Annotated in this window: 20 protein-coding genes; 9 read left to right on the top strand and 11 right to left on the bottom strand. The window is 50.5% G+C overall.

Annotation, left to right across the window (positions count from 1 at the left end; all coding sequences use genetic code 11):
* The first annotated feature begins 121 nt into the window (after positions 1–121).
* The 3 genes from ACYVC2_RS19050 to ACYVC2_RS19060 all read left to right on the top strand — a co-directional run bounded on the left by ACYVC2_RS19050 (position 122) and on the right by ACYVC2_RS19060 (position 2,033).
* Positions 122–757, top strand: a complete 636-nt coding sequence (locus ACYVC2_RS19050) for a peroxiredoxin (RefSeq protein ID WP_461104623.1) — start codon at positions 122–124, stop codon at positions 755–757.
* 144 nt (positions 758–901) lie between these two features.
* On the top strand, positions 902–1,147 hold the full coding sequence (locus ACYVC2_RS19055) for a hypothetical protein (RefSeq protein ID WP_461104625.1): 246 nt from the start codon (positions 902–904) through the stop codon (positions 1,145–1,147).
* A gap of 112 nt (positions 1,148–1,259) precedes the next feature.
* Complete coding sequence (locus ACYVC2_RS19060; RefSeq protein ID WP_461104627.1) at positions 1,260–2,033, top strand: glycoside hydrolase family 25 protein; 774 nt, start codon at positions 1,260–1,262, stop codon at positions 2,031–2,033.
* A 32-nt stretch (positions 2,034–2,065) separates the two neighbouring features.
* Here ACYVC2_RS19060 and ACYVC2_RS19065 read toward each other — a convergent pair whose 3' ends face one another.
* The 3 genes from ACYVC2_RS19065 to ACYVC2_RS19075 form a co-directional block, all read right to left on the bottom strand.
* Positions 2,066–2,809, bottom strand: a complete 744-nt coding sequence (locus tag ACYVC2_RS19065) for a shikimate dehydrogenase family protein (protein ID WP_461104629.1) — start codon at positions 2,807–2,809, stop codon at positions 2,066–2,068.
* A gap of 72 nt (positions 2,810–2,881) precedes the next feature.
* Positions 2,882–3,526, bottom strand: a complete 645-nt coding sequence (locus tag ACYVC2_RS19070; RefSeq protein WP_461104631.1) for a DedA family protein — start codon at positions 3,524–3,526, stop codon at positions 2,882–2,884.
* 33 nt (positions 3,527–3,559) lie between these two features.
* Positions 3,560–4,321, bottom strand: a complete 762-nt coding sequence (locus tag ACYVC2_RS19075; protein ID WP_461104633.1) for a phosphosulfolactate synthase — start codon at positions 4,319–4,321, stop codon at positions 3,560–3,562.
* A gap of 129 nt (positions 4,322–4,450) precedes the next feature.
* On the opposite strand from ACYVC2_RS19075, the gene ACYVC2_RS19080 reads away from it, so the two are divergent.
* The 3 genes from ACYVC2_RS19080 to ACYVC2_RS19090 all read left to right on the top strand — a co-directional run bounded on the left by ACYVC2_RS19080 (position 4,451) and on the right by ACYVC2_RS19090 (position 8,270).
* Positions 4,451–4,900 carry a PaaI family thioesterase gene (locus ACYVC2_RS19080; protein ID WP_461104635.1) on the top strand — a complete coding sequence of 150 codons (450 nt, stop codon included), beginning with the start codon at positions 4,451–4,453 and terminating at the stop codon, positions 4,898–4,900.
* A 751-nt stretch (positions 4,901–5,651) separates the two neighbouring features.
* Complete coding sequence (locus ACYVC2_RS19085) at positions 5,652–7,667, top strand: hypothetical protein (RefSeq protein ID WP_461107190.1); 2,016 nt, start codon at positions 5,652–5,654, stop codon at positions 7,665–7,667.
* 141 nt (positions 7,668–7,808) lie between these two features.
* Positions 7,809–8,270 carry a PPC domain-containing DNA-binding protein gene (locus ACYVC2_RS19090; protein WP_461104637.1) on the top strand — a complete coding sequence of 154 codons (462 nt, stop codon included), beginning with the start codon at positions 7,809–7,811 and terminating at the stop codon, positions 8,268–8,270.
* A gap of 80 nt (positions 8,271–8,350) precedes the next feature.
* Here the strand turns inward: ACYVC2_RS19090 and ACYVC2_RS19095 are convergent, their stop codons facing one another.
* The 3 genes from ACYVC2_RS19095 to ACYVC2_RS19105 form a co-directional block, all read right to left on the bottom strand.
* A complete protein-coding gene (locus tag ACYVC2_RS19095) occupies positions 8,351–8,947 on the bottom strand; it encodes a bifunctional nuclease family protein (RefSeq protein ID WP_461104639.1) in 597 nt (198 codons plus the stop codon).
* Between the two features lie 105 nt (positions 8,948–9,052).
* Positions 9,053–10,015, bottom strand: coding sequence for an electron transfer flavoprotein subunit alpha/FixB family protein (locus ACYVC2_RS19100; protein ID WP_461104641.1), 963 nt, complete (start codon positions 10,013–10,015; stop codon positions 9,053–9,055).
* An 86-nt stretch (positions 10,016–10,101) separates the two neighbouring features.
* On the bottom strand, positions 10,102–10,839 hold the full coding sequence (locus ACYVC2_RS19105; protein WP_461104643.1) for an electron transfer flavoprotein subunit beta/FixA family protein: 738 nt from the start codon (positions 10,837–10,839) through the stop codon (positions 10,102–10,104).
* Between the two features lie 171 nt (positions 10,840–11,010).
* Between ACYVC2_RS19105 and ACYVC2_RS19110 the strand changes: the two genes are divergently transcribed.
* The gene (locus ACYVC2_RS19110) at positions 11,011–11,340 is read left to right on the top strand and encodes a tetratricopeptide repeat protein (protein WP_461104645.1); all 330 of its coding nucleotides are present in this window, start codon (positions 11,011–11,013) and stop codon (positions 11,338–11,340) included.
* On the opposite strand, the gene ACYVC2_RS19115 is transcribed toward ACYVC2_RS19110, so the two are convergent.
* Positions 11,341–12,147 carry a hypothetical protein gene (locus ACYVC2_RS19115; protein WP_461104647.1) on the bottom strand — a complete coding sequence of 269 codons (807 nt, stop codon included), beginning with the start codon at positions 12,145–12,147 and terminating at the stop codon, positions 11,341–11,343.
* A 315-nt stretch (positions 12,148–12,462) separates the two neighbouring features.
* Here ACYVC2_RS19115 and ACYVC2_RS19120 point away from each other — a divergent pair, with 315 nt between their 5' ends.
* A complete protein-coding gene (locus ACYVC2_RS19120; RefSeq protein ID WP_461104649.1) occupies positions 12,463–13,326 on the top strand; it encodes a sugar phosphate isomerase/epimerase family protein in 864 nt (287 codons plus the stop codon).
* Positions 13,327–13,466: 140 nt separating this feature from the next.
* On the opposite strand, the gene ACYVC2_RS19125 is transcribed toward ACYVC2_RS19120, so the two are convergent.
* Entirely contained in the window at positions 13,467–14,105 is a 639-nt protein-coding gene (locus ACYVC2_RS19125; protein WP_461104651.1) for a YciE/YciF ferroxidase family protein, read from the bottom strand.
* 416 nt (positions 14,106–14,521) lie between these two features.
* On the opposite strand from ACYVC2_RS19125, the gene ACYVC2_RS19130 reads away from it, so the two are divergent.
* Complete coding sequence (locus tag ACYVC2_RS19130; RefSeq protein ID WP_461104653.1) at positions 14,522–14,875, top strand: hypothetical protein; 354 nt, start codon at positions 14,522–14,524, stop codon at positions 14,873–14,875.
* 204 nt (positions 14,876–15,079) lie between these two features.
* Here ACYVC2_RS19130 and ggt read toward each other — a convergent pair whose 3' ends face one another.
* The 3 genes from ggt to ACYVC2_RS19145 form a co-directional block, all read right to left on the bottom strand.
* Positions 15,080–16,822 carry a gamma-glutamyltransferase gene (gene ggt / locus ACYVC2_RS19135; RefSeq protein WP_461104655.1) on the bottom strand — a complete coding sequence of 581 codons (1,743 nt, stop codon included), beginning with the start codon at positions 16,820–16,822 and terminating at the stop codon, positions 15,080–15,082.
* 230 nt (positions 16,823–17,052) lie between these two features.
* Positions 17,053–18,369, bottom strand: a complete 1,317-nt coding sequence (locus tag ACYVC2_RS19140; protein ID WP_461104657.1) for a gluconate:H+ symporter — start codon at positions 18,367–18,369, stop codon at positions 17,053–17,055.
* Positions 18,370–18,432: 63 nt separating this feature from the next.
* Positions 18,433–19,188 carry a hypothetical protein gene (locus tag ACYVC2_RS19145; protein WP_461104659.1) on the bottom strand — a complete coding sequence of 252 codons (756 nt, stop codon included), beginning with the start codon at positions 19,186–19,188 and terminating at the stop codon, positions 18,433–18,435.
* Between the last annotated feature and the right edge of the window lie 121 nt (positions 19,189–19,309).

A 19,309-nucleotide genomic window follows, 5' to 3' on the forward strand; every position in this document is an offset into this window, starting at 1 on the left:
CGTTTTGCGAACTCCACAGCAATTTTTTAGGTTTGCGAGTAAAACCGGCAATCAGCCGGTTTTACAACTCCTGATTAATATATTTATTAGGTAGAGTTTGTAAACTAAAACCCAATCAACTATGTCACTTCGCTTAGGAGATATCGCCCCTGATTTCGAGGCCGATACAACCCAGGGTCACATTCATTTTCATGAATGGCTAGGCAATTCGTGGGGAATGCTGTTTTCACATCCGGCTGATTTCACCCCCGTCTGCACTACAGAGTTGGGCAAAACAGCGCTGCTAAAAGATGAATTCGGCAAGCGGAACGTAAAAGTCATTGCCGTATCGGTAGATGACCTGGATTCGCACAATCGCTGGACGCCCGACATCAAAGACGTGACGGGTTCGGAAGTGAACTTCCCCCTAATTGCCGATCCCGACCGGAAAGTCGCTGAATTGTACGACATGATTCACCCGAATGCCAGCGAAAAAGCAACGGTTCGTTCGGTATTTGTCATCGGCCCCGATAAAAAAATCAAACTAACCCTGACCTACCCAGCCTCCACGGGACGTAATTTCAACGAACTGCTGCGCGTCATCGATTCGCTGCAGCTGACCGCCAATTATCAGGTCGCTACGCCCGCCGATTGGCAGGAAGGGGAGGATGTGATCGTTACCCCAGCGGTTACGAACGACCAGTTGGAAACGAAATTTCCCAAAGGTGTAACGTTTGTCAAGCCCTATCTGCGGACAACGCCCCAACCCAACAAATAAGGGAATTTGCTGCCATAGAAAGGTTCCAGGCCAGGATATTGAACGTTGGTGCAGGACACGTTCGCTAACTTTAAGAATCCTGGCCTAAAACTTTAGGGCTCATCGGGAAGTTAGGGTTTCGTTACACTAAATGAACGAAGCGTTATGGCAAAGCAAGCAAACACCAATCCCGAACACAAAGAAGGACCCGTGGCAACAGCCATCGAGGAGCAAACCGCAAAGTTACCGTCTGATCTTTTCTTATGGGCTTCGCTGGGATCTATGGCCATTTCTCTGGTCCTGCAGGCTAATGGCGACCGCACCCGAAGCTTATTCGTGGGGCAATGGGCGGCTCCTTTTCTGCTGTTAGGCCTTTATAATAAACTGGTCAAATTGGAAGGACACGATTAACCAACTGTTCTGCCTTATCGATAAAAAGCCCTTTGCCAACGCGAAGGGCTTTTCTGTATGAATGCTATTTACCCGGAAAGCGTTACTTTCGGGTTAGTAATTGATCAGTAGTATGAAAGGACGCGTTCTGTCCAGACTCATTTTCCGGCGGTACGGTTTATGGATTGCAGCAGTGGTTATTCTGTTTATCGGTTTCTGGGTGGTCTGGTCGCGCCGACCCGATGAACTAGACTGGCGTTTTGTCAAAGCATTCGGCATCCGGCTTCCGATGCGCTACGGAATTCATGGCATCGACGTATCCCGGCACAATGATCGGATCAACTGGGCGCGTGTGCGGCAGATGGAAGCCGAGGGTGTTCGGCTTCAGTTCGTTTTCATCAAGGCGACGGAAGGCGCTACGCTGGCCGATAAACATTTTGCCAAAAACTGGCGTGAAGCCAAAAAGTCGAGTCTGCGCCGGGGGGCTTATCATTTCTATCACCCCACCCGCGATCCGCTCAAGCAGGCCGACAACTTTATCAGCCATGTGCAACTGAGTGAAGGAGATTTTGCTCCCGTTGTCGACTTCGAGGTGGTTAATGGGCAATCGGACGAAACGATCGTCGAAGGGCTCCGTCTGTGGCTGGAAACGGTAGAGCGGCACTACCAGGTAAAGCCGATTATTTACACGAATGGCAGCCTTTACCGACGCTACATCAAAGGCAACCTGGATGAGTATCCGCTTTGGATAGCCGATTATTCAACGAAGCACCTGCGTCGGTACAATCCCGACAAGCTTTATCTATGGCAACATAACCAAAATGGTTGGGTACAGGGAATTCGGGGGCAGGTCGATTTCAATGTGTTCGTGATGAACGAAGACCGACTCGGTGAAATTTGCCTGTGAGGTTTTGCCGTGGCGTATATGGAAGCCGTCGGCTACTGCTGCCAGATTTCCCAGGCTTTGTCCGCCTGTAATTCCAACATTCGTAAGCCATTTTGAGTCGAAGCACCCTGTTGCTGGCCCAACTGCATAAATTTTGTTTCGGCTGGGTTATAAACCAGATCGTAGAGCAAGTGCCGGTTCGTTAGGAGCGAGTAGGGCAGAATAGGCGCCTGATCGACGTTCGGGTATGTCCCCACAGGCGAAGCATTGATGATCAGCGGATAGTGAGCAAGTAGGGCCGGTAAGTCATCATAGGTAAACGTAGTTTCGGTTTTCGTGCGGGAGACGTACGCGAAGCGTATACCCAAATCCGTCAGAGCAACCGTAACAGCTTTCGATGCGCCACCCGTACCCAGAACCAGGGCCTGTAAATCGGTGGTCGATCGGCCGAGGGAGGTAAGCCAGTCAGTCAATGCCTGTCGGAAACCGTAATAGTCAGAGTTATAGCCCGTTCGGGAGCCGTCCGGTTCAATTCGGATAACGTTGACCGCGCCGATCTTTTCCGCCGACGCATCTAAGCGATCCAGGTAAGGCTGTACCGCTTGCTTGTACGGTATAGTGACATTCAGGCCCTTCAGCTCTGGCAGCCTGAACAACTCCGGTAAGGTGCCGATATCAGGCAGTTCGAATAAATCATAACGGCTGTCGGCGATGCCTTCACGCGTAAATTTTTCGGTAAAATAGCGCTGCGAAAAAGAGTGCGTCAAAGGATAGCCAATCAGTCCGTAACGGGTCATAACAGAACAGGTTAAAAACACTTATGCCACCGCTTAGAGCCGTGGCATAGCTAAAGAGCGGGATGAAATAGGTCAGGATCTTGATCGCTTTCTGACAAACTCGATGACGATCGGCAATACCGACAGGCCAACGATACCGAATACCACTAATTCGAAATTTTTCTGTACGATCGGAAAATTGCCGAAAAAATATCCCAGCAGCGCAATACTCGTTACCCAAAGTACGGCGCCCATGATACAGAATTTGATATACGTGCCGTAATTCATACTGCCCGCCCCGGCCACAAACGGCGCTATGGTGCGTACGATGGGAATAAACCGGGCGATGATCACGGTACGACCGCCGTATTTAGCGTAAAATTTCTCTGTTTCTGCAATGTATTCGCGCTTAAAAAAAAGAATCCGCTCCCGGGATTTGATCTGCGTACCCAGAAATTTACCAACGAAATAATTGACGTTGTCGCCCATCAGAGCAGCCAGAATCAATAAGGGGATGATTACCCAGACACTTAGCTCGTTGGTTGGCCGGGCCGCCAGAGCACCAGCGGCAAACAGCAGCGAATCGCCGGGCAGCAGCGGCATAACGATCAGCCCCGTTTCGGTAAAAACGATCAGGAACAGGATAGCATACAGTAAAACGCCGTATTCATTGGCCCACAGATCGAGGTGGCGATCGAGGTGTAACAGAAAATCGAGTAGCGATTTGATTAGGTCCATGAGGAGGAATTTATAGTTGCCAGTAGCTGGTAACTATTTTTCTAAGAAGTGTGTGAATGTGTCGCCCCGTAGGCCTAATCGTATGGTTTCCAGAGGAATAACTTCGTGAGGAGCGATATTGCCGAGATTGACATTGGCACCCAAAAGCTTGACGAACCAGACCTGCTGTTCTTTTTGGGGAGCCTCCCACAAAATACTTTCGAACGGAACCTGCGTCAGAATTTCTTCGACCAGCCCCTGGCGAACCTCCCCACTCGACCGGAACAGGCCGACGGTACCGCCTTCGCGGGCTTCGCCGATTACTTTCCAGGCCCCTGCCTGCAATTCAGCTTTCATCAACTGAATCCACTTGTAGGGCGGTATGATTTTAGCTTCATCTTTCGAACCGACTTCGGATAAGACGGTCACCTGCGAGGACAACTTACGGATATACTCGCATTTCACATCCTGCGGCATGTCGATCGAGCCATCGGACACTTCGGCGTATTCCAGATCATATTTGTCCAGCAGTCGGCGGTAATCCTCAAACTGGTCGCGGACAACAAAGGCTTCGAACAAGGTTCCACCAAAATAAACCGGAACACCGGCATCGCGGTAGATAGCCAGTTTTTCTTTCAGATTTGGCGTAACGAAAGAGGTTGCCCAGCCTAATTTGATGATATCTGCGTACTGGGTAGAGGTCGATAAGAAGTCTTCCACTTCCCGCAGGCTCAACCCTTTATCCATTACCATCGTTAACCCACTTTGGCGAGGTTTTGCGGTACGTTCGGGTATCTGCGTAAGAGTATAATTCATTTGACGGAATGAAGAGGCAAATAAAAAATCGCTCAAAAGTAGTATAAGTCTTGAAAACCTCCCAAGAAAGTACACAATTTATCGCGTCTTATAGGCTTGTAACTTAGTTTAGTGCTATTTTTACCGGATATGGACAATCCCGCAAATCATCGCCTGGCTTTCTTACGTGCACAAATCGGTAAGCAATTAAGTAATAGCCCATCGCCGTTAGGCCGTTGGCTCAATGGTATACTCAAAGATGCCGACCCAGGTTTGTTGGTCATGGATTTCACGGTTCGGGCCGATATGACCAATCCAGCAGGCGTGTTGCATGGTGGAGCAGCCTCAGCCATCCTCGATGATTTGATCGGAACGATGGTTTTTGCGCTCGGTCGGGAATATGCTTATACATCCGTCAATCTTACGATTGATTTCCTGCATGCGGCTCGTTTAGGCGAAACCGTTACAGCAACTGGCCGGGTGGTAAGGGCTGGTAAAAATATTATTCACTGCGAAGGCGCTATTACAGCCGCCGATGGGAAGATCATTGCCAAATGTAGTACGAACTTAATTCAAACGTCCGTAAAATTGGCCGTGTAAGCCTTTTACTGGCAGGCCTGTCAGCCCTATAGCTATGAAACGGTTATTCATCCGTATCCAGGCAACTCGTGATAAAAGAAAAGTGATTTTTGCGTTTATAAGCCAGAGCAAGGGTAACCGTAGGCACTATAAACGTAAATAGTTAGTAAAAAACGATAAATTGACCGTATTGAGTCATAAACAACCAGACAAATCGGCTTATTCGTAGCTTTATTATTACAAAAACGAGTTGTAAGTGTTAATTTTTGAGTTGCAGATGTACATAATAGATTTATTAGGAACAAACAATCTTAGCGGTTCGGTAACTAAAAAAATAGTAGAATTCGATCAACGCTCTACTAATTATTGAAAAAATATTGAAATAATACATTGACTTTTGCAATTCAGTCTTAACATTGCAGAAAAAAAGTGGATTAGAGGACCATCGGTCGGATGGTCTGTGTGGCAGGCCGCATTCGTATGGCCAGCATTTGACGGAAGGGTTACTCATAACCTAATATATTTTACAATTATTTTGGGTCTTGAGAAACATTTGCCTGAGAAATTAGTCATAAGACATAATAAGGCTGCTTGCGGCCCAACGATGTCGGTTATGAAGGATTAATTCGCCAGGCAACGTTCGACGCTGTAATAGTGTGAACATTCCTCAACTATCCATAGCCGCACCCGGAAGAAGAAGTGTTTAATAAAAACATTGCGTCAAATTAACTCAATAAATATGCGAACATTTATCCAACAACACCCCATGAGGATGCTGGCTGGACTCGTGTTGCTAAGTTTTGCAATACCTTCTGTTACCCTTGCTCAACAGGCTGACACGGTCAGGGTTCAACCCACCACAGTAAGTTCATCGACAGTTTCCAGCGGAAATTACAAGAACGAGAAAATTTATAGGCTCGGGAAAGGAATTTACACGGACACGCTGCGCAGAGATGAATTCAAAGCAGTAGCCAGTGATGTGGCGGAATTGGACGATTGCGACACGACGTTTCAAACATTTATTTTGGTTCGACGCTTGTCCCCCTGGCGGGTTGGCCTCTTTGCTGGGCCCAACTTCGCCTATTGCGGTACCTGGGAGAACACCTTCGGACCCAACAAGCGGGATAAGACGCTTTACAACGGGGCTGGTTTCAACATCACAGCCAACATCGATTACTTCCTGACGCCTGCTACCCGTCGGTTACGCTTTGCGGTAGGAACTGCATTTGGCTATCAGAACTACATCACGCGTAAGATTTACCGTGATTACCTCTATGGTCTGGCAGCCGCCCTGACGCCCCCCGTCACCAGCGACCAGGTAACGATCCGTCAACGAGCTTCGGAAGACATGTTCCTGACAGTTGGTCCAGCCTTGACGTTTACACTGGCCCGTAGCCGCAAAAACCCAGACGCAACTACTTTTATTGAAGCGGCTGCTCGTGGGGGCTTGTTCCGGACGGAAGCAGCTACGATTGCTGCGTTCATCCCATCGCAGGGTACACTGCCTCCAGGCACAGTACCTTCGCTGGTAGAAGGCGGACGACTGCTGCGCTCGGTTAACCCAAGCTCAAACCTGTATCACCTCGGTGCTATTGGTTCGCTGGGGGTTTTCTTCCCGCTCAGCAATAACTGGAATATCGGTGTTCAGGGGCAAGGCTTTATCACCCAACTCAATTATCTGATTGTCAATGGTATCGATAACCAGATGTATGAGTTTAAGCGGAAACACGGTGGTTTTAGCGCCGGTATCGCCGTTCGGAAAGGATTTGTACAGAAAAAACTTATCCCCAAAGCACCTGTTACCTGCCCAACCTGCGAACAGATTCCCGAGCTGAACGTCCGGTTCAACGGTGCTTCGCTGAAAGGTGCATCGCTGGCTTATGTGGATAGCACCGATGAGCAGAAATACGCTGCTGTGAATAAAACGGCTGTCGCCCCGGTTATTAGCTGGCGCAGCACGACCCCGAATCCGAAGAACGAAACATTCACGGCTCGTTTGTACTACCGTCCGGATTCTGTAGTAGCTACCGCAGCGGATCAGGTAATCGCTCAACTGGAAAACTCGACGGACACGACCCTGGCTTTCCCAACAGCTTACTTCTCGAATGGTCAGCTGGCTCCCGGTTTTTACTACGTGACGCTGCACAATAAGCAGACCGCTAAGTGTGGTACCTGTATGAGTGAAGTGGCAACGACCAGTTTCGCCAGCATCAACCCGCCGAAGATTACTCCTGAGTGTAAATACAACCACAAGCTGGAACGCCTGGAAGTATACTATCGTACGCCGTATACACGTGAAGTGGCCAATGTCTGCTACTGTAACGGCACGATCACCTCTGTTGGCGACACGGTTACCCGTCTGCGCTACCGCGGTCTGAACCGTCGCCTGTCGACCGGAGAAATCTCCTTCGATACGAACACGGTTATCCTGAACCTGCGTGATCTGCCAGGTGGTTTGGCTGAACAGCTTCAGGCTGAAAAAGCGAAGATTGAAAGCGGCAAAGCCCTGCGCTTTAAAGGCAGAAACAGAAGACCACAAGTATCGTACTTCCGTGCTGTCTTCACCGTTACGAAACTGCCTTGCAATGGTCAGCCTGAGCAAGTGGTAGGTAGCTTCAACACCACCATCAGCGATAACAGCTACTCGATCACGGATCTGAAACCGTTGACCGACGCTCAGAAAGCTAAATTGCTGGCACCGCCTGCACCGGCTAAGAAAAAGGCAACTCGCCGGAGCCGGAGCGGTAGCAGCGGACGTCGTGACGCTACGATGTTCGGTGTGGAGTAACGATAACGAGTACCGATAACAAAAAACCGGAGGCCAACGCTTCCGGTTTTTTGTTGTGTAAAGTGTAGATGTACGTGTTTTTAATCGAGCTTACCCATGCGTTGGTGTTTCCTTTTATTTATCTTTTATCATCTAGTAGCTATGGCAGATGCACAACCACAACCCACTCCGCCTGTTCCTGCCGTTATGACCACGATGATGCAGACGTACGCTGTGCGCTTACGACCCGGGCAGGATTTAAAGATGGAGTTAGACGCGCTCGTTCGGCAGGAGCGAATTGGGGCTGGTGCCTTGCTGACCTGCGTGGGTAGTCTGACCGACGTGACTCTGCGGCTGGCCAATCAGGATAAGCCCAGCATCTGGCATGGCCATTTTGAAATTGTTTCGCTGGTCGGGACGCTTTCCGCCAACGGAAGTCATCTGCATTTATCCGTATCTGATTCGACGGGCCGTACGATTGGGGGGCATTTAGTGGAGGGTTGTAAAATATATACCACCGCTGAGCTGGTCATTGGTGTGCTCCCCGAACTCGCCTTCGAGCGTGAAACGGACCCGACGTTTGGGTATCGGGAGCTGGTGGTTCGTAAAAGAAAGCGGAAGTAGAAAGCTACAATGGCAAAAATAAAAGCCACCCGTTTGGATGGCTTTGTAAGAATATGTTGGAAGAAGTAAGGGTAAGCTTTTCAATTTCGTTTGCTCATTTCATCCCGGATTTTGGCGGCACGCTCGTATTCTTCATTCCCGAGCGCTTCTTCCAGCATGCGTTGAAGTTCTTCGGAAGAGGCATTTTTCAACTGGTCGCCGAAGGAGCGGGATGACGAACGATTCGATGAACGCACCAGTTCTTCCTGCTCTTCCTCCTCATCGTTACCGCTGGCCGTAATGCCCGCTTCCGATAAAATGGATTCATTGGTATAAATGGGTACGTCGAATCGAATGCCGATGGCAATGGCGTCAGAAGGCCGGGCGTCAATAACAGACTCCCGAACACCGTCGAAGCAAACGATTTTAGCGAAAAAAATGCCTTCCCGTAGATCGGAAATCATGATTTCGCGAACCGTAAACTTGAATTGCTCGGCAAACTGCTTAAACAGATCATGAGTCATGGGCCGGTTCGGCACAATCTTCTCGATCTCAATGGCAATAGCCTGTGCTTCGAACATACCAATAATAATCGGCAATCGGCGGTTGCCATATTCTTCGCCCAGCACCAGCGCAAACGATCCTGACTGCGACTGACTGGGCGATAGTCCTAATATTTCCAGTTTAATTTTATCCACGGCGTAAATTTAGCAATTTTTAGTCGTCAGTCGCCAGTCAATAGCCAAGAGTAGCAATAGGTTTTTTTTACGGTATTATCCTGGCTATTGACTGGTAAGCTGCGGCTATAAAGCCTGTACCGCTTTCGTCAGCCGGGGCAGCACTTCGAAAACATCACCGACAATGCCGTAGTCTGCCGACTTGAAAAACGGGGCTTCCGGGTCCTTGTTGATAACAACAATTACCTTCGAGGAGTTTACGCCCGCCAGGTGTTGTATGGCACCGGAGATGCCACAGGCGATGTATAAATTCGGGCTGATTTTCAGGCCGGTTTGTCCGACGTGTTCAGCGTGCGGACGCCAGTCCAGATCCGATACGGGCTTCGAGCAGGCTGTTGCCGCATGTAGGGCTTTGGCCAGGTCTTCAACGATGCCCCAGTTTTCGGGCCCTTTCAGGCCACGGCCCGCCGATACGACCAGATCTGCCTCGGGTAAAAGTATATCCCCAGATGATTTTTCAGCGCTTTTTACGGCGATTGCAAAGTCCGCATCGTTCAGAGCCGGACTAAAGGCTTCGACCGATGCCGTGGCCTCCTTCTCTTCGGGAGTGATCGTATTTTTCTTGATGGCCAGAATTTTCACATCGGCTTTCAGCTCATTAAAGGCAAAAGCTTTGCCCGTGTAAATGCTGCTTTTAACGCGAAAACCGGCTGATAGGTCGGGTAATTCGATGACGTTTGCTGCCAGACCAGCTTTCAATTTACCAGCCAGCCGGGCGGTCATGGCATCGGCCAGGGATGATTTAGCCAGAACAATCACTTTGCTGCCTTCCTGTTGGGCAGCTGCCGCCACTACCGTAGCATAGGCCATACCGTTGGGTTCGGTCAGTTTGGCATCGGCCGCCCGAAGTATTTTGGTCGCACCAAACCGGCCTGCCGACGCTAACTCCGCATCGTCGGCCTGCCCAATGACGATGGCGGTAGCGGATGTGCCGGTCATTTCGGCAACTTTAGCACCATAAAAAATAGCTTCCTGAGAGGATTTTTTGATTTTGCCTTCGTCTAATTCGGCGAAGATGAGAACTGACATAAGCGTATTTATTAAGTCGTTAGTAGATTGTCGGTACGAGTTCGTCAGGTACCCTGACGGACTGACCTGTGATTGATAACCGACGATTAGATGACCTTAGCTTCCGTATGAAGCAGTTGGATGAGCATTTCTGCCTGGTCGGCCGGAATCATTTTAACGGCTCCCCGCGGGGCGGGCAACTCGTAGCCAACCACTGTGGTAAGCTTATCGGTGGCGGTTGGATCGACCACGGTAAGCGGTTTGGTGCGGGCGGTCATGATACCACGCATGTTCGGAATTTTCCATTCGGCAATGGGTTCCTGACAGCCCAAAACCAGCGGCAATCGGGCTTCCAGACTTTCTTTACCCCCTTCGATTTCACGGGTTATCTTCGCGGTGTCGCCGTCGAGATCAAGTTGCATAACAGGTGATATCGACGGAATACCGAGCATTTCCGCTACGATTCCGTGAACCTGGCCGCCATTATAATCGATCGACTCGCGGCCCATCAAAATCAGATCGTACGTATTCTTTTGGGCAATGGCGGCAATCTGTTCCGCCACAAAGTACGCATCGGTCGGTTCGGCGTTGACACGGATGGCGTCGTCGGCACCGATGGCCAGGCATTTGCGGATAACCGGTTCGGTATCGGCTTCCCCGACGTTGAGAACCGTGACGGAAGCGCCGGTTTTTTCTTTCAGTTCGACGGCCCGTGCCAAGGCATAATCGTCGTAAGGACCGGTAATGAACGTTACTCCCGCTTTGTTTAATTTGGTGTTATTGTCCGTAAAGGCAATTTTGGTGGTAGTATCGGGCACACTCGTTACACACACTAAAATTTTCATGCTAATGGGGTTTTGTAGTGGTTAGTCGGCAGTGAATAGTTGTCAGCGCTGGCTATCGATCAGCAGGTAATCCATACAACGATCAACTGATGGCTAATGACTATTTTTACGCTTCAAAAGTACAAACTGTCTTAAATAAAAGTATGCAAGCATACTATTTTTCTTGCACGAATGAATAACGAACGTATCCAACAATTAATTCGATTTGTACAGGAAGAACCTGATGAACCGTTCAATGTTTATGCACTGGGGATGGAATACCTGGATAGCCAGCCTGAGCAGGCACGGGTCTATTTCGATCAACTGCTGAGGGCGCATCCCGACTATCTGCCAACTTATTACCATGCTGCAGCGCTATACGCCAGCCTGGACGAACGCGATAAAGCCGCTGATATATACGACAAAGGCATTGCACTGGCGCAGGTACAGCAGAATCAAAAAGCTTTGCTGGAGCTAAAACGCGCTCAGCAAGCCTTTGAGGACGACGAAGATGAATGGTAATTACCGACGGGGCCGGCTTTTCGTTTGCTGCACTATTTCCTGCCTGAAGAGCAGCGGCACGGCCGCCTGCTCTGGCAGCGAATACGTAATTGCCAGATAATTGGCATTAGCTACCTTAGGAAGATAAACAAATCCTCGGACCGACTCGCCGGGCGCCAGTGTATTGGCTTTTAAGGCCAGTTCGCGCCAGCGGTATTCTTCATAATCGTACCGCTGCATTCGATTGGCGAACGTACTGTAGTCGACGGCCCGTTTAATTGCGAGGCCCTGATAGGCAAAGCTATGAGCCGCGCGGTTGTTGACATATTCGCGGTAAGAGCGGCTGTTGCTGGAAGATGAAACATCAGAAGCGATCGCAGCCACCATCAGAATGGTGTTGAAGACTTTAGCGCGCTTCAACCGCTTCTCTTCCTGCTTGCGCTTCTGCCCAACCCGCCCAGCTTCGTAGCCTGGGTCTGCGGCTGTCCGAACCAGAGCCAGACTGGCATTATTGGTTTCCCGAAGCGTATCCTGGGTGCTATTGAGGGCTGTGAAATGAAAATCCGCCGGGTTGACATCGATCGAGTGATCGGTATAATTTTTCACCTCCACATCGAGCGTAACGAACTCCAGGTCTTCGCGCTCGAAAGAAGCCACCACAGCAACGCCATTCTGTTCGGCCTTCGTTACGGGCCGCCCATCGAGCATGGCGATGTCGCCCGAAACCGGCTCAAGACGAAACGTAGGTATAGTAGGAGCACAACTGCTCAAGGCGTAGGTCAGTAAACCCGCGGCCAGGAGTGATATCGGCGTAGAAAAAAGCTTCATAGTCAGTACGATTTGAAGCGGTGAATCTAGATAAACGTAGATAAGTACCGTGAAGTTACGAACGAAGGTAACAGGATTTCGTTAAAAGTGAATCGGATTTTGTATCAATGGTAAAGGCTGGTTACCAAAGGCATAAGCCAAAACAAACTGGACGTGTTGCCCTGAATCCGTCGGAATGGCCGCTCAGTTCGCTTGTCTGCACGAGCGTAGGTCGTAATGAAGCCATGACGTTTACATTTTTGTCGAAGTGAGGGGCTGTTGTAAGTAAAAACACCGGTTCGTAGGCCTTATTGACGGTAAAAGAAACCAATAACCATGAGAAAAACCCTTTTTGCCTTGGGGCTTGCGGCCACTTCACTACTGCACGTTATGGACGGTGTGGCCCAGTCCGGGAAACCCCTTTATACATTTCCCATCGGTGTTCAGGCGTATACCTACCGGAATAGCTTCCCAAAAGATGTAGCCGCTACCCTGGATACCATCAAAGCCCTGGGAATTACCGAAATGGAGGGTGGGGCACCCAAAGGAATGACTCCTGAAGCGTTTAAAAAAATGTGCGATCAGCGAGGAATCAAGATTCCGGCTACGGGTGATGGCTATGAACAGATCGTGAAAGATCCTATGGAAACGGTGAAAAAAGCCAAAGCGCTGGGGGCATCGTTTGTGATGGTCGCCTGGATTCCGCACGAGCGTGGGCATTTCAGCCCCGACAATGCCAAAAAAGCGGTTGAAGATTTTAACCGGGTCGGTAAGGTGCTGAAAGACAATGGCCTGACGTTCTGCTACCATAATCATGGCTATGAATTTCAACCTTATCAGAACGGCACCCTATTCGACTACATCGTCAAAAACACCAATCCAGAGTATGTTTCTTTCGAAATGGATATTTTGTGGGCACAGCATGGCGGAGCCGACCCCGTCGACTTACTGAAAAAATACGGTAACCGCTTTAAACTGATGCACCTGAAAGACCTCCGAAAAGGCGTCAAAGGCGACCTGACGGGTGGTACTCCTCCCGAAAACGACGTGACGCTTGGGGACGGACAGGTGAATATTCCCGAAATCTTACGTCTGGCAAAAAAAGCGGGGGTCAAGCACTATTTTATCGAAGACGAGAGCAATCATGAATATGAACAGATGCCCAAAAGCATTGCGTATCTGAAAAGCCTGAAGCAGTAGCAGAGAGCGACACGGTTAAAAGTCAGGAAAGGCCGGTTTGGGCCGGAAGTTAATTCCGGCCCAAACCGGCCTTTCTCGATAAATGTAGTCTGGAAAATAGTTACGGCGCTTTGGCTTGATAGCCGCGAATTTGCCGGGGATCAAACACCCAGTGGGCCACCCAGGGTGACGTTCGAATCTGGATTGAACGCTGGATGACGGCTGGCGTGATGGCTTCCCGGATGCTGCTCTTCTTCTTCTTTGGCGCGCGTATTTACAAAAGACTCGGCCAATATGGTCAGCTTGCGGTCGGTTTCTTTCTCTTCTTCCAGTGTCAGGGCCAGTAACTCGGCCGATTGGGTGAAGTCCAGCACGCGCGCCAGTGTTAGGAGTGATCCGTAGATAGCAATCTCGTAATGTTCGATTTTCTGAGCCGCAATAATTAAAGCCGCATCGCGGGTCAAGGACCCGCTTTCGGTATCGGCTATATCACGTCGGGCATCACTGATCAGCCCGTCGATGGCGTCGGAAGCCCGCTCTTCGGTCCGCATGCCAATGATCCGGAAAATCTCTTCCAACCGTTCTACCTGCTGACGGCTCTGGTCCTGGTGCTGCAGAAAAGCACTGCGAACATCATTGGTTGTGCTGGCGTCGGCCTGGTGCCCCAGCGCTTCGACGATGCGTTTTTCAGCAAAATAAACGCTCTTCAATTCGCTGATAAATAAATCGCGCAGGCCTTCGTCAGTGGCCGAATCGCTTCCACTGAAAAAACTTGCTATTTGTTCTGCCAAGGATGCCATAAAAATTATGTGTTTGGATGGAGTTACTATGCTGTTGTGTATCCCTCTAAATTCATGCCAACCACTGATTGTCAGTAGATTGTGCTTTTATTTTCAGGTGTTTGTTTATGTTTTTCTACATGTGCCGTAGCTGATTGTCAACCAATTCAGGATGCGGTGCAGCCACCTCCCTCACTTTTCGCCTAAAATAGAGCATAAGTAGTAATATTCTTATGGCTAAGGGATTCAAGCAGTTAAAGTAGAAGCGATATCGACTTGCAGGAAGACTATATATTTAACGAAATTCAACGTAAAATAGTAAAACGATGAATTTAGTTGATCTATTTTTAAGAAACTTGCGTCTAATGATTTAATATGATTTTAAAAAACTTAATTCCCATAATTGTAGTTAGCAGATACACACTTCAGTTTAAGCAATGAGTAACGCAAATTCACTCCAATATTTTGTATCGCAATCGTATCGGCAGGTTCAGCTCTCGGTAGAAAAAGGTACACAACCGTATACATACGGAGATTTCAACAAGCAGTTTATGGAACTGCTCGACGCATCGGGTGACGAAGAATATACCCGGAACATGACCATATTATTGGTAGAGGAAGCCGCCCGTTTAAAACAGACAACTGACTATCTGCGCCAGGAAATGGCTTTTGAAGCGCAATCGTCGTTAACGGGGGGAACATCCGGTTCGACGACCTATGCGGAAACCGGATTTGGCGGCAATGCCCGGACTGACTTATCGGTGCAACGCCTGGGGCGCCATAGCCGATAGGTTTGAGCAGGTTTATAGTTGAGTTGGTAAGTCGACCACCTTCATCGAATGAGGTCGGTTTACGAATGGTTAAATCTCGTACTCGACTGAGCAGCCTGATCAATCAGCAAATGCGGTTGATCAGGCTGCCCAGTCGAGTACGAGCCGTTTTTGTAAGTTTCATTTCCAGACGGCATACCCATGCCAGGTACACTGTCTGAAAGCTTAATAACCGGCCGCCTGCCCGTCTTTGCGCATTTCGGTAGCGCCCCAGTAGATCCGATTTACCGCATCCCATTGAATAGCCTGATAACCCCCGAAAAAATCCGTGGGGGTCAGGTGGTGTCCCCGCTTCTCCAGCTCAGTCCGTACTTCGTTTGGAATCCCACTTTCCAGCGCCAGCCGACCGCCGTCTGTCATGCGGGTGCCGATGGGTTCGCTGCTGCCCGAATGACTGAATCGGGCGGCATCACCGGCTTCCTGTACGTTCATCCCAAAGTCGATGATGTTGCACAACACCTGCAGATGTCCCTGCGGCTGCATAGCACCGCCCATTACGCCAAAGCTCAGGAAAGGCTGCCTATTTCTCATCACAAAACCCGGAATGATGGTCGTGAAGGGACGTTTGCCTGGTGCATACACATTGGCGTGACCGGGTTGCATGGTAAAGCTGGTGCCCCGGTTGTGAAAAACGAAACCCAGCCCGTCGGGAACCATGCCGCTGCCAAATTCGAGCATATTGCTCTGTATAAGCGACACCATATTCCCGTCCTTATCTGCTACGGTCAGGTAAACCGTATCCCCCGCACGAAGGGCAGGCTCGCCCGCGTCGAAGTGGTCGGACGCTCTGGCAGGATCGATCAGTTTTCGGCGTAGAGCCGCGTAGTCTTTCGTCAATAGCCACCCGATCGAGTCGTGGGCAAACTCCGGATCGGCGTAATAACGGGCCCGGTCTTCAAACGCCAGTTTTTTGGCTTCGACCAGCAGGTGCAGGTAATCTGCGCTGTTATGCCCCAGCCGTTTCAGGTCGAAGCCTTCCAGGATGTTGAGCATCTGCAGAACCGCAATACCCTGACCGTTGGGGGGAAGTTCATAAACATCATACCCGCGGTAATTGACCGAGACCGGATCGATCCAGGTGCTGTGGTGAACGGCCAAATCGACTTTTCGAAGATAGATGCCCGTCCGGCGGGCATACCGATCGATGGTTTCGGCGATAGCACCTTTGTAAAAAGCATCGCGTCCGCCGGTGGCTATTTTTTCGTATGTAGCGGCCAGGTCCAGGTTGCGGAACACCTGCCCTTCGGTGGGTGCTTTGCCATCGATGAGAAACGTCCGGCGGAAATTGACAAATTCAGTAATAGTTTCCTGACTGGCCGCCAGCCGGTTGAACGCGACCTGCCACGAATAGGCAATCACCTGAGGTACGGGTACGCCGTCGCGGGCGCATCGGATGCTGGGTGCCAGTAAGCGCTGCATGGGTAGCCTGCCGAACCGATGGTGCAGTTGAAACCAACCGTCGACCGTGCCAGGAACCGAAACCGACAGTGGCCCGTAAAGCGGAATCTGGGCGCGCTGTCCCAGAGCTGTCTGTAAACCTTCATACGTCAGCCCCCTGGGCGAGCGGCCGCTGGCATTGAGGCCGTAGAGCTTCCGGTCTTTCGCCGACCAGACAATGGCAAACAGATCACCACCGATGCCCCCGTTGTTCGGCTCGATGACTCCCAGTGCGGCATTAGCGGCAATGGCAGCATCGACGGCATTGCCACCCTGTTTGAGAATGTCCAGCCCGATCTGCGTAGCCAGCGGATGGCTGGTCGCTACCATCCCATGTTTTCCCAGAATTGGGCTGCGCGTCGCGAAATTAGGGCCAGTAATGCGGTCTCCTTTTCCGGTCGCCTGCCCGAAGAGCTGAGAAACTGAAAGACACAGGATGCCAACGTAATTATAAAACCAGGAAGAGCGCATGTTATAAGAGGATTCCTCAACGTATTTACAAGATAATCCTACCCCTCATTTACTCTCCTCGCCCAGTTCAAAAAGGCTTTAATAACCTGGTTTCGATAAACCTGCCCATCATGGAGAATCATGGGAATGAAGGTGAATCGGTCAACGTCGGGAATGATCTTATTTAGCTTCGCCAGATATGAATGAGCGTACGAATAAAACCAGGCGTCAAACTTTCGGGCGTGGGCCAACTACGTCAATACCCAGTGCAATACCATGACGCCAGCCAGACCGGTGACCGACACCAGCGTTTCCATAATCGACCAGGTTCGGAGTGTATCGACCATGGATAGCTGAAAATACTCCCGAAAAAGCCAGAAACCCGTGTCGTTGACGTGCGAGAACATCATGCTGCCTGCCCCGATACTCAACACCATCAGGTTGGGCTCGACGCCGGTAGCCGTCAACAAGGGTGTGACAAAGCCAGCCGTGGTAATTCCTGACACCGTAGATGATCCTGTACAGACGCGAACCAGTGCAGCCATGCCCCAGGCCAGTACGTACGGATGCAGGGTCGAATGCTGCATCATGTCGGCAATAGACTGGTTGACTCCCCCCTCGGTCAGTACCTGCTTGAGTGCTCCGGCGCCCCCGAAGATCAGAAAAAGCAGGGCAACGTCTTTGACGGCTTCAGCCAGCAGTCCTGTAATTTCAGGCATAGACTGTTTCCGTCGAATTCCCAGCGTAAACGTCGCGACCAGCACAGCGATAAACATACTCACGATGGGCTCCCCAACGAATGACAGGGCTTGGTGCGTAAACGAATCAGTGGGTAGGAGTGGAGCTGCCAGTGTACTGATCCCGATCAGCAAAATAGGAAGTAGCACCGTCAGGAAGCTTACCGCAGCTGACGGCATCTGGTCTTCCTGAAGATCCGGTGCAATGAAAGCCGCATTGGGTAAGGTTGTATACCGCTTCAGCGTGGAACCGAATAAGGCACCAGAAACCAGAATGGCCGGAATGGAAACCAGAATCCCGTAGAACAGCGTCAGGCCCATGTCTGCATTGAATTGTTTCAGAATGGCCAGTGGAGCCGGGTGGGGCGGCAAATACCCCTGCGTAACGGACAGCGAGGCCAGCATGGGCAGGCCAATGTAGAGCGCGGGCAGTTTATAGCGGTAAGCCACCGTGATGACCAGCGGAGCCAGCAGCATAAACCCGACCGAATAGAACAGCGGTAGCCCAACGATAAACCCCGTCACCATAAACGCCCAACGGGCATGCCGTGTGCCTACCAACCCCATCATGTTGATGGCAATCCGCTGAGCGGCCCCGCTTTGCGCAACCAGTTTCCCCAGCATGGCCCCCAGTGCAATAATAGCCGTAATGGAACCGAGGGTGCTACCGATACCTTTCTGAATGGCCTCTATAATGGCCAGCGGCTTCAGCCCCAGCGCCAGACCAACGCCGATGGAAACCGCCAGAAACGCCAGAAAGGTATGCAGGCGAACAACCGAAATCAGCGCAATAAGAGCAAGAATACCAAGAAACGTGATGGTTAGGGGCATGACCAAACAGAACGGACGCTATTCGGCAAACCGGAAACGGGTGTTAATCTACTTAATCTTGACTCAATACAGTTTAACCTTATAGCGGTAGCGCCCCTGGAAGTATTCCCGCATTTTTACCACCTCGCGGTGCTGATCCGAAATCCAGAACGTAGCGTGAGCCCCCCGCTGTCCGTAATCAATTTTCAGAAGCCAGCAGTTGATTCTGGCATTCCCTCCAACGGGTAAATCCTCACGACCGATAACAGTTAGCCGATAGTAATTAGAAGCTGGGCTACCAGGCTCGTAAAACGCAATCGCAAATTGTTGTCCCACGTTTTTAAACGGCACCAGCGGGAGAATTTCCAGATCCATTGGAAATTCAAAGGCAGGCGGATTCATGACAACAGCAAATGAACTGTCTTTGGCTGTGTGTCGATGAGCCACCGGAATACTAACCGTCGATCCGTTAAAGACGAAGTTCCGGCTCCCACGTTTGGCGTAGGTAGCATCGTGGGTCAGCGGAGCCAGCGAAGGTAGCACGCCAGTCGCCGTAACATCCGCTATCAGCGAGTCTTTCTGATACCATTTCCAGCCGAACTGATACGTTTTCTGACCCGTTGGCGAGGTTACCAGGCGAATGGTGCGGTCCCAGAGGTCGGGTGTCGTCAGTCGTTTTCCGGTGGCGCTGTCTTCGAAAAAAACGGCATAGGTCCGTTTTCCGTCGCGAAAAGCGGCCAGGTTTACTTTCAGATTCGTGGTGTTGAGTGTGTCGATCTGAGCGGTTGCCGACCCGAACGAACCGATCAGCAGGCTGGTGATAAAGAGGAGGTGTTTCATAAGTTTTGCCTGAAGCATCCACCAAAGTAAAACCACTCCCTGCAGATCGGCCAGCTTAGTTTGTTCAACGGCGATTTCTCAATGAGAAACCCGCTGATTTGTGGGATAAAGGTCATTAAGT

Source organism: Spirosoma koreense (genome assembly GCF_054777875.1).